The following is a 22,016-nucleotide window of genomic DNA, read 5'->3' on the forward strand; positions in this document are numbered from 1 at the left end:
CGGCGGCGCCTCCTTCGCCCTGGCCGACCTCTCCACCCTGCGCCCCCCGGTCCCCAAGCTCCAGCTCGCCGAGATCGCGCCGGTCGTCGCCCCCGTCGCCGAGGCCCCGCGCCCGGACAGCATCGCCCCGCCGGTGGCGGAGGCTACGGACACGGTGGCAGTGGTGCAGCCCTGATCCGCGACGGAGCCCCCCCCGAGTCGTGAGACGCGGGTGCCTCGTTTTGCCGGCCGGAAGTCGCGGCTCCCGGTGACCGCGTAACGCCTGGAGACGTCCAGTGAGCTCCTACGCCGCATCTACGACGAGCTTGGCGAGGGGATGAACCGCATCGGCCTCGCGGCCCTGGACGTCGCCGGCGACCCCGACGCGCGCATCCTTCTCTACGCCGAGGTGGAGGATGCCCTGGATCACATGATCCTGCGGTATGCTCCGCCCGGTGCGGAAAAGCTGCGCTGCGCGCTGGAGTTCCACGAACTGGCCGACGCGGTTCGCGACGCGTGGGAGCACTCCAGGGAGGCAGGCCCCCGCTACCGTTGGCGAGCGATGCTCTTCCTGGTCAAGGACCGCAAATTCCGCGTCCAGCTGCTCTACGACGACGAGGTGGACCTCGGGCTTTCGATGTACGACAAAGAGGACCGTCTGCTCGCGGAGCACTTTCCTGGAACGGAGGTCGAACCGGTGGAGTTGCCCGGCGCCGTAGAGCTCACACTGGACGACCGGCCGTTCTGGAAGAAGCTCTGGGGGTGATCCTCCGCCAGCATCATCTAGCGAGATGAGGCCAGCCGTGAATTCTCGCCTGGAGAGCGCGAGGCCTTGAACGGCAGGCGCTCCGAGGCGCTTGCGAGAGTTTCCGACCGAGTACGCGCGAACTTAGACCGCGGGAAATCCAAAAGGCTGCACGGCGCTTATGCGTTGTGCAGCCTTTTCGTGCGATCAACGGAATTCTCGGGGACGAACAGCGACTTTGTTGGCCTTCAACAGAACAACCTTGCGAGTCAGAACGGACGGCGTAAATTGTGACACCCTGCGCACGTGCCAGTTCAAACGGTAACGTCTTAGGATGCAAATTCGAGTAGTCGCCGCCGTGATCGAACAAAGCGGCAGATATCTTGTCTGCCTCAGGCCTCACGGTAAGCGCCACGGCGGCCTATGGGAGTTCCCGGGTGGCAAGGTTAAGGACGGCGAGTCGATTTCTCAGGCAGTGGCTCGGGAGCTCGCAGAAGAGCTCGCAGTCTCGGTGACCTATACTGGGAGAGTCCTCTTCACGCGAGCCGACCCCGGGTCCGAGTTCGTGATTGAGTTTGTAGAGGCTGAGATCCGCGGTTCACCAGTTCTTCTTGCGCATGACCAGCTCGTCTGGTGCCACCCCCAACAACTCCTGCAACTTCCGCTAGCTCCAAGCGATCGAGACTTCGTTGTGGAGCACCTCACCCAGTCCTGAAAGTACTACCATGTTCGTCCCAGGAGCTGTGTACCGTCGAAGGGATCTGCACAGGCAGTTTAAAGGGCAACCGTACGGCGGGATCAGCACCCCAGCCGAACATCCGATGATTTGGATCTTTACGGGTGACCAAGGCGAGCAGTACGGTTATGAGGACGGCTTCAGAGATGACGGGACGTACTGGTACACAGGTGAGGGACAGGTCGGTGACATGAAGATGATCCGGGGGAATTGGGCGATTCAGAACCATGTCCAACTTTCAAAATCGCTCCACCTCTTCGAATCTACGCAGCCTGGATATGTGCGATACGTCGGCGAGATGCAGTATCTTGACGACCACGAGCAGGTTGCTGCCGACCGGGAAGGGAACCCGCGTCGCACCATTGTATTTGAGCTCGCGCCAGTCAGCTCGGAAGAAGGAACTGCCGCTGCTGATATCGTTGTCGATCGCGTGGGGAGGGGGCTTCCGAAGACTAAGTCACTAGAAGAACTTAGGCGCATCGCTCTTGAATCTGCGTCTGCTGGCGCGACCCCGCAGCAGAGGAAGGCGAATGCCTACCGTCGCAGCCAGGCTGTGCGCGCATACGTGCTGCGGAGGGCTGCAGGGTATTGCGAGGGTTGCGGATTCGAAGCGCCGTTTAGAACGCCGACGGGCTCCCCGTACCTGGAGCCACATCACATTCGCCGCCGAGCCGACGGAGGGCCCGACCATCCGCGATGGGTTGTCGCACTTTGCCCAAATTGCCATCGACGTGTTCACTTCAGCAACGGCGGCGCGACTTACAACGAGCAACTAGCTGAGAAGGTAATCGCGCTCGAAGAAAACTCTTCACATGCTCGCTAACTTTATTGGTGCATGCGCATGATGTGTATGGGAGCGAGAAGCTGCACGTTGCCTCGCTGCCTATCGCAGCACCAACCACAAACGATTGGGTATTGATGACCAGTGCAGAATATCTAAGCGCCGAGGCACAAAGGTTTGTACTGGCAGGGAGGCAGATTATCGGTGAAACGAGTCTCCTAGATGTACGCGCACTGGCGGTTCGCGTGGCCGATCAATGGCGGAACGCGTTGACTCACGTAAAGCTAGTTGAAAGAACGCCGATCCCGCTGGAACACATCGCTCCCGAGATCAGAACAGAGAGGGTGCTCGCGCGGCGCTGGTTCGTAAGCGCCGAGGAGCTCCCGGAGTTGCTCGTGGGAGTGGCTCGCGGAAAGCTCTTTGCCGGAGAGGACGAAATCCTATACCTGCGTAGTGATGGGCGAGATGGCGAAGTGCCGTACGCAGATTTCTGGACTTTCGATAACCCTGCCACAAATCGGCCGTGGATTCAGCCCTCCTGGGTGCCAGCAAATTCCAGTCGTTGGCCTGCTCTAGTATATACTGCGAGAGGCGACTCGCTATCTGCTACCCTTGCTCCAACCGAGTGGCGCGAGGGTGAACTAGATACGCACCTACACACTGCCCGGGTACCATTTGATGGGTACAACGGGGTTGCCGAGGGTATAGTGGGGCTCCGGCGGGGGGCTAGGGGGGACCACGCGACGGAGTTCCACTTGCGCCTTCCGGTGTCAGTACAGTTCGACACCCGGCGTTCCCGGCTCGACAACGGCAGGCTTACGATTCAGTTGGATGCTCATACCCCCCAAGCGCTTCGACAGACAGAACTAGGAATCGCTGCATTCGCAGGTGGCGATCTTGTTAGGGCAGAATCAATACTCGTGAAGGACGCTCTATTGGATCCAGGGGCAGAAATCTCTCCTGCCCTAATCATCATCGAGGATCTCGCCGCCGAACGAGTCGTCCTCACGCTACGTATCAGAGGCCTTCGTGTCGATGGACTGACGCTAGAGGACCCCTCATTCAGACAGCGAAATCCGCGAGTACGGACGTATGCTAGCGTGGACGACGGGATGCGACACCTCCACGCACTACTCAACCCGAGTAGCGCTACCAAGGAAACCACCCATGGATTCGAAAGAGCTGTTGCACGGTTGTTCTACCTCCTAGGCTTTCAGGCGCTTCAGATGGGACCAGAGGGCAAGCTGAGCAACTCGCTTGATGTTTTCGCGTTCGATCCGTATTCGGAACGCGCGTACGCGATTGAATGCACGCTTGGTTCGATCGGATCGGGAGGGAAGCTGGGGAAACTGGTGCAACGTGCTCGTGAAATGGAAAGCCTCATCGATCGAGTAGTTGAACCTGTATTGGTCACCTCGGCACCCCGTTCGGAACTCTCTTTGGCTGAGCTTCGCGATGCTGCACGGGACCAGATAAGCGTTGTGGCGCAGGAGGAACTGACGGCATTAATGCAGCTCGCGAGCGCCGATTCTCCAACGCGTGATGTCGCAGCCGCGATAACGGAGTGGATCCCGCGCATTCCAACGGACCGTGGTATCGGAGTTCCTGGTCCCTTGGGAGCACTCATGCGCTAAATCCAGCTTTGAAGCCGATACGCTCCTGCTCCGCACGATAAAAATGGTGAATGGTCGAAACTCAGCAGCGGCCGCCGCACTGGGCGTGAGATGTACGCTCGTTCGTCACGGGTTCGTGGATGCGGGCAGCGGTCGCGGCTGTGCCCGGGTTAGCACCGGGCAATAGGAGTCCCTGAACTGAGGGATCTCTCGTGTCCAATCCCGCCCGGGGGGTGCCTCCTCGGCCAATACGCGGCCCCACAACAGGAACTTCTTCGTCAGCAGTCGGCTACGGATCCGGGCGCAGTCGAACTCCAGCAGGTCGTCGCTCGCGTCGAACGTCAGTCCATCCGACACCCTCCTCATGGGGGCGTGCTCGATGCGCCTGAGGGTGAACCGGTAGACGTTTTTACCCACCCGGCTGACGGAGGTGGTGTCGATCCAATCGACGCCGCCCTCATTCCACTGGAAGACCTTGACCCACTGGTCGCCGGGCGAGCGCAGCGGCGCGGGGACCTCGTACGTGCCACTGCCCTGGGTTGGCGGCGACATAACTCCCCCCGCCCTGCCAACCCCCGTGAACTCCCCTTCAGGCGCCCGCGGAATACGCCCGGCCAACGGCGTGCCAGGCGCGCAGGCCAGCCGGTCCAGCGCCTGGCGGGGCTGCTCCAGATCGTACTGGTACTCCGTGCCGTCGGCCGGCATGCGGACCACCAGGCGCCGCGCCGTCCTGGCGCGCACGGTGAAGCGGGCGACGTCCTCATCGGGCAGGAACCAGCGGTGGAACTCCCTCACCCCACGCAGCGAGGCCGCGGCCGGCGCGTCGCCGTCGAAGCTCCACTCCACGGGCCGGGTCTCTCCGTCGCGCGCGGCCGCGGGGAGGGTCACGCCCACCCACACGCCGCCCCCTTCCGCGCACCACCATCGCAGCTCTCCCCCCGTTCCACTCCGCGGCCTGGTGGAGGCGTTGCTCTGGTCCTCGCCCGTGAAGTAGCTCCTGACCACCAGCACTTCGAAGCTCCCCACCCGCTCCGCCTCTGGCTCCAGTGGACGTGGCGGCTGCCTGGTTCCTCTGCCGACGATCCGCGTCCCGTAGCTCTCGATGGTGATCGGGTACCAGATGCCCATCGGGCACCCGTTGCTGACGGCCGGAACCGCGCGCAGCCGGCGGGTTTTCTCGGTGACGGATTCCCTGATCGACACCATCCCGGACGGGAGCACGAGCATCAGGCCGGACAGCGTGCTGTCGGCCTCGATGCGCACCAGGGCATGGGTCCTGGAGGGGCCGTCGCCGATTCGCGCGCGGATTGCGTCGATGAGGTCGGTGTTAAGCTGGCTCGTCCGGTCGTAGTCGCTCCCGGACAACGAGTGCAGCGAGCCGAAGGGGATGTGTACCGCCTCCGCCCCCGCCGCGATCAGGCCCCCGGACACGAGCGCGGCTCGCCACGTCTCCTCGGCCTCGCCCTGGGGCGCACTCCAGCCGATGCGCGCGCTGTCGGCCGCCGAGCACTGGCGCTGCTGCGCGGCGGCGGAAGCGGAACAGGCCGCCAGCAGCCACAGCGCGGCGATGGATGCGCGTACGTGTGCGATCATCAGAAACTCCCTTTGACTGGAGCTAAGTGGCGGGAGAGGACAGGTGGACCAGCGGGCACGCCGATCCTAAACGCGCCGCGCCAGCCGCGCAACAGGGACGGGCCGAACGGCGGGTTCACACGGAGACGCAGAGGAAACGGAAAGAACGGAAGAAGGGATTGTACGTGAGTCGTGGTTCCTCTCGGCGCTTCGATGTGAGGCTGTCGTTCGCATGAGGCGGGCAACGTGAAGACCCTGTTCCCGCCGCACACCCCGCCCCTACATTACGCGACCACCTCCCCGCCCACATCCGACCCGATCCCCATGCCCACCCTCATAGGCGTACCGCGCGAGACGGCGCGGGGCGAGCGACGCGTAGCGCTGGTCCCGGAGACGGTCACGCGCCTCGTGAGCGCCGGCTTCGAGGTGGTGGTGGAGAGCGGCGCGGGGCTGGGCGCGTACCACGACGACGGCGCGTACCTGGCGGCGGGCGCGCGCGTCGGCGACCGGGCGGCGGCGCTGGGGGCGGACGTGGTGGCGTGCGTGGCGGCGCCCGACGGCCTCAACCTCCTGCGCCCGGACGCGGCGCTGGTGGGGATGCTGCGGCCGCTGGACGACGTCGAAGGGATGCGGCGGCTCGCGCGCACCGGGGTGATGGCGATCGCGCTGGAGATGGTGCCGCGCATCACCCGCGCGCAGAAGATGGACGCCCTCTCCGCCATGGCCACGGTGGCCGGCTACCGCGCCGTGCTGCTGGCGGCCGAGGCGCTCCCGCGCTTCTTCCCCCTCCTCACCACGGCCGCGGGGACGGTGCGGCCCGCAAAGGTGCTGGTGCTGGGCGCGGGGGTCGCGGGGCTGCAGGCGATCGCCACCGCGCGCAGGCTGGGCGCGCAGGTCTCCGCGTACGACGTGCGCGCCGCCGCGGCCGAGGAGGCGCGCTCCCTGGGCGCGAAGTTCGTGGAGCTGGCGCTGGACACCGCCGGCACCGAGGGGGCGGGCGGGTACGCCGCGGCGCTGGACGAGGAACGCCAGCGTCGCCAGGTGGAGCTGCTCGGCCAGCACGTGGCCGCGTCGGACGTGGTGATCTGCACGGCGCTCGTCCCCGGGCGGCGCGCGCCGCTGCTGGTGTCGGGCGATGCGGTGCTGGCGATGGCGCCCGGCTCGGTGGTGGTGGACCTGGCCGCGCCCAACGGGGGGAACTGCGCCCTCACCCAGCCGGGCACGTGGGTGCAGGCGGGCGGGGCGCGCGTGCTGGGGCCGCTCAACGTCGCCGCCGAGATGCCGATGCACGCCAGCCAGATGTACGCCCGCACCCTGGCGGCGCTGGTCACCGAGTTCACCCGCGAGGGGCGCTTCGACCCCGACCCCGCGGACGAGATCTTTCGCTCCGCCTGCATCACCCGCGGCGGCGAGATCGTGCACGAGCGCGTCCGCGCGCTCGCCTGACCCTCATACCGGAATCCCGATGCTCGAAACGCTCCTGATCGTCTTCGTGCTGGCGGCCTTCGTGGGGGCGGAGGTCATCGGCAAGGTGCCCCAGACGCTGCACACCCCGCTGATGTCCGGCTCCAACGCCATCAGCGGGATCACGGTGGTGGGCGCGCTGGTGCTGGCCGGGATGGCGGAGGGTCCGCTCGCCCGCTGGCTCGGCTTCGTGGCGCTGGTGCTGGCGATGGTGAACGTAGTGGGCGGCTTCCTGGTGACCGACCGGATGCTGCAGATGTTCAGGAAGAAGGATGCCCCATGAGCACCGTCGTCAACCTGGCGTACCTGCTGGCGGCCTGCCTCTTCATCGTGGGCCTCAAGCGGCTCGGCTCGCCGGCCACCGCGCGCGCCGGCAACCAGATCGCCGCGGTGGGGATGCTGGTCGCCGTCGTCGCCACGCTGCTGGTGGGCCGCATCCTGGCGCCGTGGATGATCGTGGCGGGGCTGGCGCTGGGCACCGCGCTCGGCGCCGTCCTGGCCAGGCGGGTGCAGATGACGGAGATGCCGGAGATGGTCGCCGCGCTCAACGGGCTGGGCGGGGCGGCCTCGGCGCTGGTGGCGTGGGCGGAGGTGACGCGCTACCAGGCCGCCGCGCGCGAGGGGCTCGCCGGCGCCGGCTTCGCCGCGCACGGGCTGGGGGCGCTGGATGCGGCGCTCGTCGTATCGGTGCTGCTGAGCGTGCTGATTGGCGCCGTGACCTTTTCCGGGAGCGCGGTGGCGTACGGCAAGCTGAACGGCAAGCTTCCCGGCAACCCGGTGTCGTTTCGGGGGATGCGGGTCGTCACGGCGCTGCTGGCGGCGGTGCTGGTGCTGGCCGGCGCGTACTCGCTGTGGGCCCTGGGCGACTCGGCGTACAACCCGGGGCCGCTGGCGATGGCGGTGGCGGCCACGGCGGCGGCGGCGCTGGTGCTGGGGGTGCTGCTGGTGATCCCCATCGGCGGGGCGGACATGCCGGTGGTGGTGGCGCTCCTCAACTCGTACTCCGGGCTCGCCGCGGCGGCCAACGGCTTCGTCCTGCGCAACCACGCCCTCCTGGTGAGCGGCGCGCTGGTGGGCGCGTCGGGGATCATCCTCAGCCGCATCATGTGCCAGGCGATGAACCGCTCGCTCTTCAGCGTGCTGGTGGGCGGCTTCGGCGGCGACGCGGGCGAGGGGAGCACGAAGTCCGCCGCCGGGCTTTCCGTGCGCACCATCGCGCCAGACGACGCGGCGGTGCTGCTGGGGTACGCGGGGCAGGTGGTGATCGTGCCCGGCTACGGGCTGGCGGTGGCGCAGGCGCAGCACGTGGCGCGCGAGCTGAGCGAGCTGCTCATGGCCCGCGGCGCCACCGTGCGCTACGCCATCCACCCCGTCGCCGGGCGCATGCCGGGGCACATGAACGTGCTGCTGGCCGAGGCCAACGTGCCGTACGACCACCTCTTCGAGATGGACGAGATCAACGAGCAGCTCGCCCGCACCGACGTGGTGCTGGTGATCGGCGCCAACGACGTGGTGAACCCGGCCGCGCGCACCGATCCCGCCAGCCCCATCTACGGGATGCCGATCCTGAACGTGGACCACGCCAGGAACGTCATCGTCCTCAAGCGGAGCATGGCGGCCGGGTACTCCGGCGTGGAGAACGACCTCTTCTACCTCCCCAACACCGCAATGCTCTTTGGCGACGCCAAGAAGTCGCTGGAGGCGCTGGTGGCGGAGGTGAAAATCGTGTGAACCGCTGAACTGCTTTGGCTCGTACAGAGACAGGAGGCACGGAGAGAACTTCTCTGTGCCTCTCTCTTTTGCGCCCGCCACAAGCATCCACGAGGCGCCACGTCCCGCACAATGCGCGTAGCTGATGGCGGAACGTCGCTCTGGATCGTTGCAACGGCGACGGCTACCCTGCACGGCACCTGATTCGGGGTGGGCCCGCGGCGGCGCCGGGGCGCACCTTCGCGTGCCCTGATGCCGGGAACGATCGTGACCCATCTGCGCCACCACAGCCGCTCTCGTCCGCGCGTCATCCTTGGCTTGGGGAACGCGTGTACCTACATTCGAGCATTCACGGTTCATGAATATCGAATGCACGGTGCACCGATGGCGCAGATTACCCTCCGGCCAGCGGACCTGGTCGTCGGCCTGGCGCTCCTGGCGGGCGAAAAGGATTCATACGAGGTGCTCTCCGCACGGCTGCGGCTGAGCGCGGGGGCGGTGCACGCGAGCGTGCGACGCCTGGTGACGGCGGGGCTGGTGCGCGATGGGTCCAAGTGCGTTCATCGCCGCAACCTTGCCGAGTTCACGCTCCACGGCGCCCGCTACGCCTTCCCCGCGATCCTGGGCCCGAGCGCGGGGGGGGTGCCGACCGCGTACGCGGCCCCCCCGCTCAGTGATGAGATCGTTTTCGACGAGCCGGTGGTTTGGCCGAGCATCGGCGGTTCCATGCGGGGGACGAGCTTGACGCCGCTGTACCCGGGCGCGCCCGAGCTGGTGCACAGCGCACCCGAGCTGTACCGGGCACTCGCGCTGGTGGACGCGCTACGCATCGGACGGGCGCGCGAGCGTGGGCGTGCCGCGGAACTGCTCCGCCTGGTCATCTGCGGCGAGGGTGCATGAGGACGCCGAACCGCGACACTCTGGAGGCGGTGGCGCGGATGCTGGGCGACATCCGCGATGAGGTCGTGTTCGTCGGCGGGCAGGTGACGGAGCTGCTGATCACCGCGCCCACGCAGGCGAGGATGCGGTACACGGACGACGTGGACGTGATCTGTCCCGTGGCTACGCTCAGCCAGTACGCCACCCTCTCGGACCGGCTCCGCTCGAGGGGGTTCACTGAGGATAGCTCGGAGGGCGCGCCGCTCTGCCGCTGGCGCTCCGCGGCGGGGGTCCTGGACGTGATGCCGACCGTGCCGGAGGTCCTGCGCTTCGGCAATCCGTGGTATCGCGCGGCGTACGAGCGCGCGATTCCGCACGAGCTCGCGCCGGATCTCCACCTGCGCATCGTATCGGCACCTCTCTTCCTGGCGACGAAGTGGCTGGCGTTTCGCGAGCGAGGGCAGGACGATCCATTCAGCAGCCGGGACGTGGAGGACATCGTGTCGGTGGTGGCCGGCCGTCCCGAGCTGCTGGCCGAGATCGAGGCGGAGACGGCGGAGCTGCGGGGGTGGCTGGGTGAGAACGCACGCTCTTTCCTGAGCTCCGAAGACGCGGCGGACGTGCTCGACGGCATTCTTCCGCCGGAGCGTCTCGCCCTGGGTGTGCGTCGTGTTGTATGGGAGCGTTTCGCGCGGATCGCGGCACCGTCCTCCGCTCGCTGAAGCGCGGGATGGTTCCAGATGGGAATTCGAGCGCGGCCACTCTCGCTCCTCGGCAACCCGGCGCTGCTGGACCAGGCGCTGATCGGGCTGCTGTGCTCGCGGCGGGTGCCGCCGCCGCTGGAGGAGCACGCGCTGGCGTGGGCCCGGTCCGCGCGCGACCTGAGGTTTCCGGTGGTGGGCGGGTTCCTGTCGCCGGTGGAGCGGGGGTGCCTGGAGGTGCTCCTGCAGGGAACCCAGCCCGTGGTGGTGTGCCTGGCGCGGGGGCTGGCCGGTACGCGCATCCCCGCGCGCTGGCGCACGCCGCTGGACCGCGGGCGCCTGCTGCTGGTCTCGCCGTTTGCCGATGACGTTGTGGAGCTGAGCGCAGCCACGGCCGAGGCGCGCAACCGGCTGGTCGCGTCGCTGGCGCGGGAGCTGGTGGTGCCGCACGCGGCGCCCGGCGGACACCTCATCCGGCTGGTGCGCGAGGTGATCGCGGCGGGGAAGACGGTGCACTCGTTCGACCACCCCGCCAACCGGCCGCTGCTGAGGGTGGGGGCGCGGTTCTGATGCGTCGCCGTGGACTGCACCGCGGTGTGTGAACGGGGCTTGCATGGCGGGGAGCGCGCGGCCAATGCGGCCGTGCGTCCACATCGACAGGAGAGAGCTATGATCGCGTTCCGGACATGGGTGTTGCCCGCGCTTGCGCTGGCGGTTGCTGCTTGCGGGGGCGAGGGTGAAGGCGGTGCCGAAGGCGCGGGGGATACCACGACCGCCGCCGTGTCGCCGGCGCCGGCGCCCAGCGCCACCACTCCGCCGACCACGCCCGCGGAGAGCACGATGACGGGGCAGAGCTCGGCCACCACTCCCGTGCAGCTGACGGCGCTCAACAACTCGGGGGTCACCGGGCAGGCGCAGATCATGGAGCACGGCGCCGCCGAAACGATGGTGACCGTCACCCTCCAGGGGCAGGGGAGCGGGACGCACCCTGGCCACATTCACTCGGGGACGTGCGACCAGCTCGGGCCGGTGGTGGCACCGCTGCAGAGCGTCGCCATGGCGAGCGGCACCGGCACTTCCACCAGCACCGTCAAGGTGTCGATGGGGACGGTGATGAACGGGCAGCACGTGGTGAACTTCCACGCCGGCGCGGGGGCGAACCCGATGGCGCCCGTGGCGTGCGGCGCCATTCCCGCGCACGGGTCGGGCGGGCACGGGGCGTAACGGGCTCGGGTGCCGCGGCAGAGCGGGCTGGTGACCCGGGGTCGTGGCACCTTCATCTGGTTTTAATGCAGGCGCGGCGGGGCGAGATCGGGCAGGGGCCGGCGCATGTGCGGGCACGGGCAGAGACGTGGGTCTGCCCCTACGGGATCGGAGGGCGGGCGGGGATTTGGGGTGGGGGGAGAGGGCGGGCGCGATGAATCGCGCCCCACGGGGATTCGCACGGGCCGGACCGCATCTTGCCGGGGTGGGGTCCTTTGCCCGCAGTGGGCACCGGAGCGCGCACCCACCGCCCGCGGAACGCACGATGTCTTCAGGGTTCGAAGAGCTGCTCACCGGCCGCACGCTGGTGAAGCGGTACACGATAAGAGAGGTGATCGGCCGCGGCGGCTTCGCCGTGGTCTACTGCGCCGACGACCTGCGGCTGGGGCGCCCCAGCGCGGTCAAGGTGCTCTCCATTCCCGCGCCCACGCCCGAGCTCCGCGAGCACATGCGCGCCCGCTTCGAGCGCGAGGCGCGCGCGGCCGCCGCCCTGCCGCACCATCCCAACGTGGTGCCGGTCTACGACTTCGGGACCGATCCGGAGACGGGGATCGACTTCATCGTGATGGAGCTGCTGCGCGGCGAGAACGTGGCCGCCTACCTGGCGCGCGAAGGGCGCCCTCCCCTGCCGCTGGCGCTGCGCATCCTGCGCGACGGTGCCGAGGGGATCGCCGTGGGGCACCGCGCGGGGCTGATCCACCGCGACATAAAGCCGGCGAACCTCTTCCTGGCCGAGGCGCAGGGGGACCAGCCGTTCCGCGTGTGCGTGCTGGACTTCGGCATCGCGCGGCTGACGGCGGACGACGACGACGGGTCGATGACGCGCACCCGCGGCGCCGCGCCGCTCTCGCCGGCGTACGCATCGCCGGAGCAGCTGCGTGGCGACCTGACGCTGACCCCCGCGACCGACGTGTACGCGCTGGGCGTGGTGGGCTACCAGCTCCTCACCGGAAAGAAGCCGTTCGGCGCGGATCGCGATTCCGTCTCGTCCTCGTCGCTGCAGCCGATCCGCGAGCTGAACCCGCAGGTGACGCCCGAGCTGGCGGCGGTGATCGAGCGCGCGATGCTCCCGGAGCCGGGGGCCCGCTTCAAGGACGCGGGGGAGTTCGCGGCGGCGCTGGACGCATCGGAGAACGCGGACGACAGCGGCACGCTGATCGCCACCTCGTTGCCGCCCATCATGGACGACGACGAGCGGACGGTGATCGCGCCCATCCCCGTCGCCGTGCCGATGCCGGCCGCGGCGCCGGTGCAGCACGCGGCGCCGCCCGCGGCTCCCCCACCGCCGCGCGACACCCCCGCCCCGCCCCCGCCGCGCCGCAAGCGGCCGGCGTGGATGCTGGTGCTGCCGATTCTGCTCCTCGGCCTGGTGGCGGGGCTGTGGGCGATGAACCAGGGCGGCGGCGACGTGGACCGGTCGCCCGGCGTGCCGGCCGACTCCGTAAGAACGACCGGCGGCGAGCCCCAAGACGATCCGGGCGACGAGCCGCTCCCCGTGGATCCGGGTCCCACGCAGCCCGCGGAAGATCCGGGCGGCGGCGAGCCGGTGCAGGTGTCCCCCGCGCCGATCAACCCGGATGGCGGCGGCAACGCGCCGGTGATCACCGAGCCGGCACCCCAGCCCGGCGCTCCGGCACCGCAGCCGGGACAGGTGGTGCCGCGGCCGGCGCCCGGACAGCCCGTGCAGCGCCAGCCGGTGCAGCGTCCGCGCCCCAACCTGCCGCCGCAGCGACAGGCGCCACGCCGGCCCGTCCCCCAACAGCCGCAGCCGCAGCAGCCGCAACCCCAGCCGCCGCAGCCGCAGCCGGTACCGCCGCAGCCGCAGCCGCAGCCGCCCGCGCCCCAACCGGTGCCGCCGCAGCCGCAACCGCAGCCCCCGGCGCCCACACCGCCCACGCCGCCGCGCGACACCATCGTGCTGCCGCCCGCCCCCCCGCCTCCCCCGCCGTCGCCGCCCAGCGGGGGAACGGCGGGTGGATCGGGAACGACGCCGGTCGGGCCGCAGTGAACGGCGGCTGATCGAGCAGACTCGCGCGTCCGCGGCAGCGATGCCGCGGACGCGCAGTCGCAGGAAGTGCACACCATCCAGGCCAACCCCCGCATGACCGACGCATCCGCCGCCGTCGAGGCCGGCGAGAACGATCTGCCGTGCGTGATCCTGGCGCACCCCTCCGGCGCCCGCGCCGAGGCGTACGCGCACGGAGCGCACCTCACCTCGTACGTGCCAGCGGGCGGCGAGGAGGTCTTCTTCGTGAGCCGCCAGGCGCGCTTCGATGCGGCCAGCGCCATCCGAGGTGGCGTCCCCGTCGTCTTTCCGCAGTTCGCGGAGCAGGGGCCGCTCCCCAAGCACGGCTTCGCGCGGGTGGCGGAATGGGCGCTCCCTGAGGCCGGCGGCGCGGATGGAGTGGCGCGGGCCACCTTCGTCCTCACGGATTCGCCGGAAACGCTCAACCTGTGGCCGCACACCTTTCTAGCCTCGCTGGTGGTCGAGCTGGACGAGGGCGGCCTCGAGCTGCGGCTGGACGTCTTCAACCGCGGCGCGGAGGAGATCCGGTTCACGGCGGCGCTGCACAGCTACTTCCGCGTGGCGGACGTGCGCGAGGCGGCGGTGCTCGGGCTGAAGGGGATCTCCTTCCACGACAAGGAGCTGGACCGTGACCGCGCGCAGGACGAGGACGAGCTCACCGTGGGCGGCCCTCTCGACCGTGTCTACCGCGGTGCCCCCGACCTCCTCCGCATCCGCGACGGGGCCGGCGGTCGGATGTTGGTTCTGGAGAAGGGGGGCTTCGCCGACGCCGTCGTGTGGAACCCGTGGATCGAGGGCGCCGCGAAGCTGGACGACATGGCGGACGACGAGTACCTCCAGATGCTCTGCGTGGAGGTGGGGAGCGTCGCCGTGCCGGTGCGCCTGGAGGCGGGCGGCCGCTGGAGCGCGTGGCAGCGGGTTTCCGTGGAATCCCTCTGACCGCCAAAAACGGCCTCACACAGAGGGCGCGGAGGCAACTGCAAGACACAGAGAACCCCTTCTGCTCTTTTTTCCCTTTCCTCTGTGGCTCTGTGTGAGGCAATGCGGTTGACGGTGCGGCGGGGATGATGGGATACCTCTACGTGGTCTGCGCGGCGGTGCTGTGGGGCCTGCTCGGCCCCGCCTCGCGCTTCGCGCTGCGCGACGGCATCGACCCGCTGGAGATCGCGTTCTGGCGCGCGGCGATCACGGCGGTGCTCTTCGGCGCGCACGCGGCATTGCTGCGGCGCGTCAGGGTCGAGCGGCGCGACATGCCCGCGGTGTTCGCGTTCGGGCTGGTGGGGATCGCGCTCTTCTTCGCATCGTACATGCAGGCGGTGCGGCTCGGTGGCGCATCGCTGGCGGCGGTGCTCCTGTACACAGCACCGGTGTGGGTGGCGCTCCTCGCCTGGCTCCTGGGATGGGAGACGCTGGGCGTGCGCAAGGTGCTCGCCCTCGCGCTGACGCTGGTGGGGGTAGCGGGGCTGGCACGCGCGGCGGGCGGGGAGGTGCGCGTGGGGGCGGGCGCGATCTTCTGGGGGCTGGTCTCCGGGTGGGCGTACGCGACGCACTACGTCTTTGGGAAGCGCTACTTCCCGCGCTATCCTACGCCCACGCTCTTCCTCTATGCGCTGCCGCTGGGCGCCGCGGGGCTCCTTCCGTTCTTCCGCTTCCATCCGGACAAGTCCGCGGCCACGTGGGCGGTCCTCGTCTTCCTGGCCGTGGTGCCCACCTACGGCTCGTACCTGCTGTACAGCGCCGGACTCCGCCGCATCGAGGCGACGCGCGCCGCCACCGTCGCCACCACCGAGCCCGTCGTCGCCGCCATCGCCGCGTACCTGGTGTGGGGGGAGCAGCTGGGCGCGGCCGGGTACCTGTTCGCGGCCGTCGTGCTTGCGGGCGTGCTCCTGGTGGTGCTGGCGGATGAGAAAAGCGAAGAGGGTGCTCACCCGGCCGTGTGAGCACCCTCTCGATTGCCGATCGGTCAGCGGCCCGCTACGGGCGCCACTTCAACCCGATGTTCAACCGCGACGAGGCGAAGCGGAACGTGCCGTCGACCGGCTTGCCCTCGATCTCCCGGCTGGTGAAGCGCCCCTCCGAATGGACGACGCCGACGTCCAGCGCGAGCTTGCGGCTGATGAAGTACTCCACCCCCACTCCGGCGGTCGCTCCGTACCCGGTCGAGCGGAACCCCTCGGCGGGCGTGGTGCCGACGCGGGTCGCGGCAAGCTCCGCGTACGGACGCAGCGCCGCGCGCGGACTGCCGAAGCTGTAGCGCACCCCGGCATCCAGGTGCGACGAGCGGTAGGCGTAGTTCGTACGGGCAAAGAAGCTGAGGTTGTCGTTGACCCCGTACCCGATCGAAACGCCGACCCCGCTCCCCGTGTTCGCCTCCCTCGGCGCTCCGACGCCCACCGCGCTCGCGTTGAAGCTCACGCCCACGCCCAGCCCGCGCGTGCTGGACTGGTCCGCCCCGGCCTGTGCGGATGCGGAACCGGCCGTGAATGCCGCCGCGACCGCGCCGATCGTCACCAACGTTGCAAGCCTCATGTTGCCCCCGGGAAGGTGTGGACGGAGCCGACGGCCCCGATGCCACGCGACCGCAATTTCAGTCACGTGCGGCAGGGGATACCCGGCCACGATCCCGAGAGGTCCACCGCCAAGATGAGCGTTCCGTTGGCAGCCGCGGCATTGGCGTGCAGCTACGCACCACGCCGCGTCGTCGTTGCCTGCTGCTGGCGGACGTATGCGCGAAGAACGGTGTTGATGCGGGTCTGGTAGCCGCGCCCGAGCCTGCGGAAGTGGTCCAGCACCTCCTCGTCCAGACGCAGGGTAATCCGCTCCTTCCTTCCCGCGGGGATCACCAGTTCGGCATTCGCCCAGAACTCCTCGTTCAGGAGCGGCGCGGCATCCGGGTCATCAGCGACCGCCGCCTCGATCTCCTGATCCGTGAGCGCATCTACGCGCGCCCACTCGGTTTCGCCCCTGCGCCTATCCGCCAGGCGCCGCCTTACCAGCGTGGTATCCTCGTCTTTCATTCGTCCTCGCTCGCCGCGCAGAGATGATGCGGTAAATGTCACCGCGCACTGTGTACGTGACCGCGACTACCCGGCCCTCCACCACTCCGACCGCGACGAAACGTCGTTCGCCGCTTCGATCCGACCGCTTCACGAACACCGGCCCATCGAAGACACCAATCGCGTCTTCGAAGTCGATCCCGTGTTTCGTCAGGTTCGTCCAGCGTTTTCGCTGATGCCACTCGAACTCCAGTTCCTCCATTCGACGCTCCTATTATATGCACACTGTAGTGACAACACAAGGATGACGATCTTACCCTGATCCACGGATGCGATCCGTCGCCGCTGCAGAAAACAGCCCAAAATTCGTTGATTTTTCAGGCTCGACCGGAAGAGAGCGGGTTGCGGTACTGAGATACACCGGGACTGGATATTACCCCGTTTGAATAGCGTCCGAGCGCCGGAGCCGAGCCGGCCACGGGCGCGATGAATCGCGCCCCTACGAGATCCGTGTGGGTCGCTGAGATCCAGGCAGGCCCGGCCTTTGCGCGGGGGTGGCGGCCCGCCGCGCGATCCGAGCGGCAACATCGCACCCAAGGGAGGCATCATGCAGGACGTGACCGACAGCCAGGCGCTGGAGCAGCTCTTCGGCGCCGACGAGGCGATCCTCTTCAAGCACAACACGACGTGCCCCATCAGCGCGATGGCGCACGAGCAGATGACGGACTTCGAGCAGCGCCACCCCGAGGCGCCCATCAACATCATCGACATCCACGCCAGCCGCGACCTCAGCGACAGCATCGAGGAGCGCACCGGGATCACGCACGAGTCGCCGCAGGTGATCCTGCTGCGGCAGGGGAAGCCGGTCTTCCATGAGTCGCGGATGGAGATCCGCGCGGACGCGCTGGAGCAGCACCTGGGCGGCGCCGCCAGCGGGTGACGGCTCCCGCCCGCCGCCCCCCGGCATGGGCCACGCTGGCGGCGCTCTGGCTCCTCGTCTTCTCCGTCACCACGCAGACGATGATCCTGGCGCCGATCCTTCCCCGCGTGGCGGAGCAGCTCCGCATCTCCGAGGGGCGGGTGGCGTGGATCAGCACCGGATACTCCGTGGCCGTCGCCCTGGTGGCGGTGGTCGCGGGGCCGGTGAGCGACCGGGTAGGCCGGCGGCGGATGCTGCTGGCGGGCGCCGCGGCGATGACGGTGGGGCTGGCGCTGCACGCGCTGGCGCTGGGCTTCGGGTCGTTCCTGGCCGTGCGCGTGCTCACCGGCGCGGGCGGCGGGGTGCTGACCGGCGCCACCGCCGCGTACGTGGGCGACTACTTTCCGCCCGAGCGGCGGGGGTGGGCCAACGGCTGGGTGATGAGCGGGATGGCGGCCGGCCAGGTCCTCGGCATCCCCGTGGGGACGCTGCTGGCCGCGCGCAGCGGCTTCCGCGCTCCATTCCTGGTCTTCGCGGCCACGATGGGGATCGCCTGGCTGATGATCGTTCGCTGGGTGCCGCACGCGGAGGTGGAGCTGCAGCGGGCGCCGCTCGGCGTGCGCTACCTGCTGCGCCACTACCGCGCGCTGCTGGCCCAGCGCGAGGCGGCGGTCGCCGTCCTGTCGAGCTTCGGGATGTTCGGGGGGACGGCGCTGTACATCCTCTTCCTCCCCACCTGGCTGGAGGAGGCGCGCGGCGCGACGCCGGGGCAGGTGGCGCTCCTCTTCGCCATCGGCGGCGTGGCGACGGTGCTCACGGGCCCCGCCGCCGGCCGCCTCTCCGACCGCACGGGGCGCAAGCGGCTGGTGATCGGCGCCAGCATCGGCCTGGCGCTGGGGATCGCGGCGACGGTGCCCCTCGCGCGCTCCATGGCCGGCGCCTACCTCCTCTTCGGGGGGACGATGGCGCTCTTTGCCGCGCGCGCCTCCCCCTTCCAGGCGATGATGGCCGAGATCGTCCCCGACCGGCAGCGCGGCTCGCTGATGAGCCTGTCGATGGCGGTCGGCCAGGCAGGCTCCGGCGTGGGAAGCGCGCTGGCCGGCGCGACGTACGCGTACTGGGGCTTCGGCGGCAACACGGTCGTCGCCGCCTGCGCCGCGCTGGCGATGGCCGCCCTCGTCGCCGTCTACCTGCCTGAGACGATGCGGCGCGGCAGGGCGGTCCGCGTGTAGGAAGCGGGTCCCCCCCCACGCCGGGTTCGCGTCATCAGGGACTGGCGCGGTGAGTATAACCCGGGTATAATCGACGTATGAAAACCGCGATCTCTCTCCCGGATGATATCTTCTCGGCCGCCGACGCGCTGGCTGGACGCCTTGGCGTCAGCCGAAGCGAGCTTTACGCGACCGCGATGGCCGAGTTCCTCGCGAAGCACAGCCCAAGCGAGGTCACGGCACGGTTGAATCAGGTGTATGAGACCGAGCCGAGTGCACTCGATCCTGCCCTCCGGCGCGCGCAACGCCGCACTGTCGCCAAGAACCCCTGGTGAGCCGTGGACGTTCGGCGCGGGGATGTCTGGTGGGCCGAGCTCGAAGAGCCGCGCGGCTCCGAGCCGGGGTATCGCCGGCCCGTGATCATCGTGCAGGCCGACTCGTTCAACCGAAGCCGCATTGGCACGGTGCTCGGCGTGATCCTTACGAGCAACCTTCGCCTCGTCGATGCTCCCGGGAACGTGCTGGTCCCGGGCAGGAGTGTGGGCTTGGCCAAGGATTCGGTGGCGAACATCTCGCAGATCATGGCCATCGATCGGGAGTTCCTCGACGAGCAAGTCGGTCGTGTACCGCCCCGGCTCATGGCGGCCGTCGATGCGGGACTGAAGCTCGTGCTCGGCCTTGCCGGATGAACGTCGCGCGTGGGGACTATTTTCGCAGGCCTTCTTCATCCCGGGTGTGAACGCATGAGCGACACCTTTGCCGAGCTTCGCGGGCGCGACTTCAGCCGGCTGGACCGCGGCGGGCACGTGTACCTCGACTACACGGGCGCCGGGCTGTACGCCGAGAGCCAGGTGCGCGCGCACGCGGACTACCTGTGCGGGTGCGTGCTCGGCAACCCGCACTCGCGCAACCCGTCGTCGATGGCGGCCACGACGCTGGTGGAGGAGGCGCGGCGCAGGGTGCTCGACTTCTTCAACGCCGATCCCGAAAGCTACGAGGTCATCTTCACCCTCAACGCCAGCGGCGCGCTCAAGCTGATCGCCGAGGCGTACCCGTGGGAGCCCGGCGGCCGCTTTCTGCTGACGGCGGACAACCACAACTCCGTCAACGGGATGCGCGAGTACGCCACCGCGCACGGCGCCGAGGTGCGCTACGTCCCGCTGGGCTGCGAGCTGCGGGTGGACGACATCGAGGAGCATCTCGCCGGCGCGGAGCCGGGGAAGCACCACCTCTTCGCCTTCCCCGCGCAGAGCAACTTCAGCGGCGTCAAGCACCCGCTGGAGTGGGTGGAGACGGCGCGCGAGCGTGGATACCACGTGCTGCTGGACGCGGCGGCGTTCGTCCCCACCAGCCCGCTCGACCTGGGGGAGTACGGGCCCGACTTCGCGGTGCTGTCGTTCTACAAGATGTTCGGCTACCCGACCGGCGTGGGGGCGCTGCTGGCGCGCCGCAACATGCTGGGCGAGCTGCACCGTCCCTGGTTCTCCGGTGGGACGGTGCGGTTCGTCTCCGCGCAGAACAGCGTGCACCTGTCGCACGTCACCGGGCGCGCCTTCGAGGACGGGACGCTCAACTACCTGGGGATATCGGCGGTGTCGGCGGGGCTGGACTTCCTGGGCGAGATGGGGATGGAGCGCATCAACGCCCACGTGATGCGGCTCACCGAGCTGCTGCTGCGCGAGCTGGCCGGGCTGCGTCACTCCAACGGCGCGCCGATGGTGCGCGTGTACGGGCCCGAGGGGACGGTGATGCGGGGCGGGAGCGTGGCGTTCAACCTGATCGACCCTGAGGGCGACACGGTCGACTTCCGCGTGGTGGAGCAGCGCACCAACGAGGCGGGGGTCTCCATCCGCACCGGCTTCTTTTGCAACCCGGGCGCGGCGGAGTTCGCCTTCGAGTACCACGACGACGAGGCGTTCCGCTGCATCCAGACGCTGACGCCGGAGACGTTCACGCTGCAGCAGTTCTCGGACTGCATGAACGACCACGCGGTGGGCGCGATCCGGGCCTCGGTCGGGATCGCGAGCAACGATGCGGACGTCGCGCGGCTGATGGAGGTGCTCGCCACCTTTCGCGACGCGCCCGCGGCTTCGGTGTCGAACGCGCAGATGGCGTCGGTGGTCACGGCGGACTGAGGCGCGGGGGCCGTCATCGTATAGCCTCACACAGAGACACAGAGCCACAGAGAGAACCCCAAAGGTTTTCTCTGTGGCTTTCAGTTACTTCTGTGTTCTCTGTGTGAGCTTTTGTTGTGAGAGCGCGCTCAGATCTTGGGCTGCAGCGGGCCGCCCGCGCTTCGCCAGATCGGCGGCCACGCGCGCGACCACGCCCGCCCAATCGCCCGCACGCTCCTGACGGACGAGGCGCATCGTGGGGTACCAGGGCGAATCGTCGCGCTCCTCCATCCATCGCCAGTCGGCATCGGCGTGAAGGAGGGTCCAGGTGGGCACTCCCAGCGCGCCGGCCAGATGCGCGGGCATGCTGTCCACCGTCACCACCAGGTCGAGCGCCTTCATCACGCGCGCCGTCGCCAGCACGTCGTCCGTGCCGGAGTCTATGCCGAAGCCGGCCGGGCGCTCCCGCAACCCAGGCCCACGCTGGAGGACGTGCAGCTCCACGCCGGGCAGCTCGGCGAGCGGCGCCAGGAGCTCGGGGGGGATGGAGCGCCGCTCGTCCCAGTCGCCCGCCTTCCACACCAGGCCCACGGCCACGCGCCCGTCGCGGGGGAGCGGGGCGGGATCTGCGTGCAGGTAGGGGACCTCGGCGGGGAGGGTGCGCGGGGTGTCGCGGAAGATGTGCGGGAGCTCCATCACCTCCACGTCCGCGTCGAACTCCGCGTCCGGCGCGCCGTCGTGAAGCGGAAGGAGGCGGTCGATGCCGCGCGCGGTGGAGAGGAGCGGGATCAGCTCTGGCTGCGCCCACACGATCACCTCGCGCGCGGTGCTCTGGAGGCGCGGGGCGTAGCGGATGAACTGCAGCGTGTCGCCGAGGCCGTGGTAGCAGCGCACGAGGACGCGCTTCCCATCGAGCGGCGCGCCGTTCCACACCCACTGCTCGTGGCGCGGCCAGTGCGCGCACGACGCGCCCGCGCGGCCCCGCAGCACCGTGTCGCTGACCCGCCACGCCGCCTCGAAGTCGCCGCTGCGCATGTGCCTCATCCACGCCGACGCGTCCTCTTTCGTCTCCTCGTTCTGCCCGTCCCTCACCGGAGCGATCCTTTGCGTCTGTGAAGCCACCGGTCACCGCGCGAGCTACAAAGCAGGATGCGGACCGGCAACTGCAGCCTCAGTAGAGTCGAGTCGGGGCGCCGTGGCATGGTTGCCCGGTTTCCCCGACCCGCTCATCGAACCGGACGTGCGGATTTCCCGCATCCGGCTCTCCGACTGGGTTCACTTCAAGGCATGCGAGAGCGCCACCCGCC

General features: G+C 69.0%; 24 protein-coding genes. 19 read left to right on the top strand and 5 right to left on the bottom strand.

Translation table 11 applies throughout. The annotated features are described in order from the left end of the window. Positions 1 to 316 precede the first annotated feature (316 nt). The 4 genes from VF584_02465 (at position 317) to VF584_02480 (ending at position 3,875) form a co-directional block, all read left to right on the top strand. A complete protein-coding gene (locus VF584_02465; GenBank protein ID HEX8209023.1) occupies positions 317 to 745 on the top strand; it encodes a hypothetical protein in 429 nt (142 codons plus the stop codon). 313 nt (positions 746 to 1,058) lie between these two features. Then, complete coding sequence (locus VF584_02470) at positions 1,059 to 1,439, top strand: NUDIX domain-containing protein (protein ID HEX8209024.1); 381 nt, start codon at positions 1,059 to 1,061, stop codon at positions 1,437 to 1,439. 106 nt (positions 1,440 to 1,545) lie between these two features. Continuing rightward, a complete protein-coding gene (locus VF584_02475; protein ID HEX8209025.1) occupies positions 1,546 to 2,283 on the top strand; it encodes an HNH endonuclease signature motif containing protein in 738 nt (245 codons plus the stop codon). A 95-nt stretch (positions 2,284 to 2,378) separates the two neighbouring features. Next, entirely contained in the window at positions 2,379 to 3,875 is a 1,497-nt protein-coding gene (locus VF584_02480; protein HEX8209026.1) for a hypothetical protein, read from the top strand. A 105-nt stretch (positions 3,876 to 3,980) separates the two neighbouring features. Here the strand turns inward: VF584_02480 and VF584_02485 are convergent, their stop codons facing one another. Next, positions 3,981 to 5,447, bottom strand: coding sequence for a hypothetical protein (locus VF584_02485; GenBank protein ID HEX8209027.1), 1,467 nt, complete (start codon positions 5,445 to 5,447; stop codon positions 3,981 to 3,983). Between the two features lie 303 nt (positions 5,448 to 5,750). Here VF584_02485 and VF584_02490 point away from each other — a divergent pair, with 303 nt between their 5' ends. From VF584_02490 to VF584_02535, 10 genes are all read left to right on the top strand, one after another. Further along, the gene (locus VF584_02490; GenBank protein HEX8209028.1) at positions 5,751 to 6,872 is read left to right on the top strand and encodes an NAD(P) transhydrogenase subunit alpha; all 1,122 of its coding nucleotides are present in this window, start codon (positions 5,751 to 5,753) and stop codon (positions 6,870 to 6,872) included. Between the two features lie 19 nt (positions 6,873 to 6,891). Continuing rightward, positions 6,892 to 7,173 carry an NAD(P) transhydrogenase subunit alpha gene (locus tag VF584_02495; protein ID HEX8209029.1) on the top strand — a complete coding sequence of 94 codons (282 nt, stop codon included), beginning with the start codon at positions 6,892 to 6,894 and terminating at the stop codon, positions 7,171 to 7,173. Next, positions 7,170 to 8,621 (top strand): NAD(P)(+) transhydrogenase (Re/Si-specific) subunit beta, encoded by a 1,452-nt coding sequence (locus VF584_02500; protein HEX8209030.1) that lies wholly within the window; start codon positions 7,170 to 7,172, stop codon positions 8,619 to 8,621. Before VF584_02495 ends, VF584_02500 begins: the two co-directional genes overlap by 4 nt. A gap of 363 nt (positions 8,622 to 8,984) precedes the next feature. After that, complete coding sequence (locus tag VF584_02505; protein ID HEX8209031.1) at positions 8,985 to 9,500, top strand: hypothetical protein; 516 nt, start codon at positions 8,985 to 8,987, stop codon at positions 9,498 to 9,500. After that, entirely contained in the window at positions 9,497 to 10,201 is a 705-nt protein-coding gene (locus tag VF584_02510; GenBank protein ID HEX8209032.1) for a hypothetical protein, read from the top strand. Before VF584_02505 ends, VF584_02510 begins: the two co-directional genes overlap by 4 nt. Before the next feature lie 18 nt (positions 10,202 to 10,219). Next, a complete protein-coding gene (locus tag VF584_02515; GenBank protein HEX8209033.1) occupies positions 10,220 to 10,750 on the top strand; it encodes a hypothetical protein in 531 nt (176 codons plus the stop codon). Positions 10,751 to 10,849: 99 nt separating this feature from the next. Continuing rightward, positions 10,850 to 11,404 carry a multicopper oxidase domain-containing protein gene (locus VF584_02520; protein HEX8209034.1) on the top strand — a complete coding sequence of 185 codons (555 nt, stop codon included), beginning with the start codon at positions 10,850 to 10,852 and terminating at the stop codon, positions 11,402 to 11,404. A gap of 304 nt (positions 11,405 to 11,708) precedes the next feature. Then, positions 11,709 to 13,451, top strand: coding sequence for a serine/threonine-protein kinase (locus VF584_02525; protein ID HEX8209035.1), 1,743 nt, complete (start codon positions 11,709 to 11,711; stop codon positions 13,449 to 13,451). Positions 13,452 to 13,544: 93 nt separating this feature from the next. Further along, complete coding sequence (locus tag VF584_02530) at positions 13,545 to 14,408, top strand: D-hexose-6-phosphate mutarotase (GenBank protein ID HEX8209036.1); 864 nt, start codon at positions 13,545 to 13,547, stop codon at positions 14,406 to 14,408. A gap of 125 nt (positions 14,409 to 14,533) precedes the next feature. Next, a complete protein-coding gene (locus VF584_02535) occupies positions 14,534 to 15,409 on the top strand; it encodes an EamA family transporter (protein HEX8209037.1) in 876 nt (291 codons plus the stop codon). Positions 15,410 to 15,443: 34 nt separating this feature from the next. Here VF584_02535 and VF584_02540 read toward each other — a convergent pair whose 3' ends face one another. The 3 genes from VF584_02540 to VF584_02550 all read right to left on the bottom strand — a co-directional run bounded on the left by VF584_02540 (position 15,444) and on the right by VF584_02550 (position 16,727). Further along, entirely contained in the window at positions 15,444 to 15,998 is a 555-nt protein-coding gene (locus tag VF584_02540; GenBank protein ID HEX8209038.1) for an outer membrane beta-barrel protein, read from the bottom strand. A 152-nt stretch (positions 15,999 to 16,150) separates the two neighbouring features. Continuing rightward, positions 16,151 to 16,486, bottom strand: coding sequence for a BrnA antitoxin family protein (locus tag VF584_02545; protein HEX8209039.1), 336 nt, complete (start codon positions 16,484 to 16,486; stop codon positions 16,151 to 16,153). Beyond that, positions 16,440 to 16,727: a BrnT family toxin gene (locus VF584_02550; protein ID HEX8209040.1), complete on the bottom strand. Its 288-nt coding sequence runs from the start codon at positions 16,725 to 16,727 to the stop codon at positions 16,440 to 16,442. The genes VF584_02545 and VF584_02550 overlap by 47 nt, the downstream gene beginning before the upstream one ends. A 345-nt stretch (positions 16,728 to 17,072) precedes the next feature. On the opposite strand from VF584_02550, the gene ytxJ reads away from it, so the two are divergent. From ytxJ to VF584_02575, 5 genes are all read left to right on the top strand, one after another. Then, positions 17,073 to 17,405, top strand: a complete 333-nt coding sequence (ytxJ, locus tag VF584_02555; protein HEX8209041.1) for a bacillithiol system redox-active protein YtxJ — start codon at positions 17,073 to 17,075, stop codon at positions 17,403 to 17,405. Beyond that, positions 17,402 to 18,616, top strand: a complete 1,215-nt coding sequence (locus VF584_02560; GenBank protein ID HEX8209042.1) for an MFS transporter — start codon at positions 17,402 to 17,404, stop codon at positions 18,614 to 18,616. Before ytxJ ends, VF584_02560 begins: the two co-directional genes overlap by 4 nt. A gap of 77 nt (positions 18,617 to 18,693) precedes the next feature. Then, positions 18,694 to 18,930, top strand: coding sequence for a hypothetical protein (locus tag VF584_02565; GenBank protein HEX8209043.1), 237 nt, complete (start codon positions 18,694 to 18,696; stop codon positions 18,928 to 18,930). 3 nt (positions 18,931 to 18,933) lie between these two features. Next, positions 18,934 to 19,284, top strand: coding sequence for a type II toxin-antitoxin system PemK/MazF family toxin (locus VF584_02570; GenBank protein ID HEX8209044.1), 351 nt, complete (start codon positions 18,934 to 18,936; stop codon positions 19,282 to 19,284). 54 nt (positions 19,285 to 19,338) lie between these two features. Next, positions 19,339 to 20,730 carry an aminotransferase class V-fold PLP-dependent enzyme gene (locus VF584_02575; protein ID HEX8209045.1) on the top strand — a complete coding sequence of 464 codons (1,392 nt, stop codon included), beginning with the start codon at positions 19,339 to 19,341 and terminating at the stop codon, positions 20,728 to 20,730. A gap of 84 nt (positions 20,731 to 20,814) precedes the next feature. On the opposite strand, the gene VF584_02580 is transcribed toward VF584_02575, so the two are convergent. Next, positions 20,815 to 21,801: a hypothetical protein gene (locus VF584_02580; GenBank protein ID HEX8209046.1), complete on the bottom strand. Its 987-nt coding sequence runs from the start codon at positions 21,799 to 21,801 to the stop codon at positions 20,815 to 20,817. Between the last annotated feature and the right edge of the window lie 215 nt (positions 21,802 to 22,016).

This window comes from Longimicrobium sp., assembly GCA_036389135.1.
In the GTDB taxonomy this organism is placed as follows: Bacteria; Gemmatimonadota; Gemmatimonadetes; order Longimicrobiales; family Longimicrobiaceae; genus Longimicrobium.

Bases quoted from the DNA above. Each gene is read 5' to 3' on its own strand.
- VF584_02465 (HEX8209023.1), top strand. From the start codon at position 317: ATGAACCGCATCGGCCTCGCGGCCCTGGACGTCGCCGGCGACCCCGAC.
- VF584_02470 (HEX8209024.1), top strand. From the start codon at position 1,059: ATGCAAATTCGAGTAGTCGCCGCCGTGATCGAACAAAGCGGCAGATAT.
- VF584_02475 (HEX8209025.1), top strand. From the start codon at position 1,546: ATGATTTGGATCTTTACGGGTGACCAAGGCGAGCAGTACGGTTATGAG.
- VF584_02480 (HEX8209026.1), top strand. From the start codon at position 2,379: ATGACCAGTGCAGAATATCTAAGCGCCGAGGCACAAAGGTTTGTACTG.
- VF584_02485 (HEX8209027.1), bottom strand. From the start codon at position 5,447: ATGATCGCACACGTACGCGCATCCATCGCCGCGCTGTGGCTGCTGGCG.
- VF584_02490 (HEX8209028.1), top strand. From the start codon at position 5,751: ATGCCCACCCTCATAGGCGTACCGCGCGAGACGGCGCGGGGCGAGCGA.
- VF584_02495 (HEX8209029.1), top strand. From the start codon at position 6,892: ATGCTCGAAACGCTCCTGATCGTCTTCGTGCTGGCGGCCTTCGTGGGG.
- VF584_02500 (HEX8209030.1), top strand. From the start codon at position 7,170: ATGAGCACCGTCGTCAACCTGGCGTACCTGCTGGCGGCCTGCCTCTTC.
- VF584_02505 (HEX8209031.1), top strand. From the start codon at position 8,985: ATGGCGCAGATTACCCTCCGGCCAGCGGACCTGGTCGTCGGCCTGGCG.
- VF584_02510 (HEX8209032.1), top strand. From the start codon at position 9,497: ATGAGGACGCCGAACCGCGACACTCTGGAGGCGGTGGCGCGGATGCTG.
- VF584_02515 (HEX8209033.1), top strand. From the start codon at position 10,220: ATGGGAATTCGAGCGCGGCCACTCTCGCTCCTCGGCAACCCGGCGCTG.
- VF584_02520 (HEX8209034.1), top strand. From the start codon at position 10,850: ATGATCGCGTTCCGGACATGGGTGTTGCCCGCGCTTGCGCTGGCGGTT.
- VF584_02525 (HEX8209035.1), top strand. From the start codon at position 11,709: ATGTCTTCAGGGTTCGAAGAGCTGCTCACCGGCCGCACGCTGGTGAAG.
- VF584_02530 (HEX8209036.1), top strand. From the start codon at position 13,545: ATGACCGACGCATCCGCCGCCGTCGAGGCCGGCGAGAACGATCTGCCG.
- VF584_02535 (HEX8209037.1), top strand. From the start codon at position 14,534: ATGATGGGATACCTCTACGTGGTCTGCGCGGCGGTGCTGTGGGGCCTG.
- VF584_02540 (HEX8209038.1), bottom strand. From the start codon at position 15,998: ATGAGGCTTGCAACGTTGGTGACGATCGGCGCGGTCGCGGCGGCATTC.
- VF584_02545 (HEX8209039.1), bottom strand. From the start codon at position 16,486: ATGAAAGACGAGGATACCACGCTGGTAAGGCGGCGCCTGGCGGATAGG.
- VF584_02550 (HEX8209040.1), bottom strand. From the start codon at position 16,727: ATGGAGGAACTGGAGTTCGAGTGGCATCAGCGAAAACGCTGGACGAAC.
- ytxJ (HEX8209041.1), top strand. From the start codon at position 17,073: ATGCAGGACGTGACCGACAGCCAGGCGCTGGAGCAGCTCTTCGGCGCC.
- VF584_02565 (HEX8209043.1), top strand. From the start codon at position 18,694: ATGAAAACCGCGATCTCTCTCCCGGATGATATCTTCTCGGCCGCCGAC.
- VF584_02575 (HEX8209045.1), top strand. From the start codon at position 19,339: ATGAGCGACACCTTTGCCGAGCTTCGCGGGCGCGACTTCAGCCGGCTG.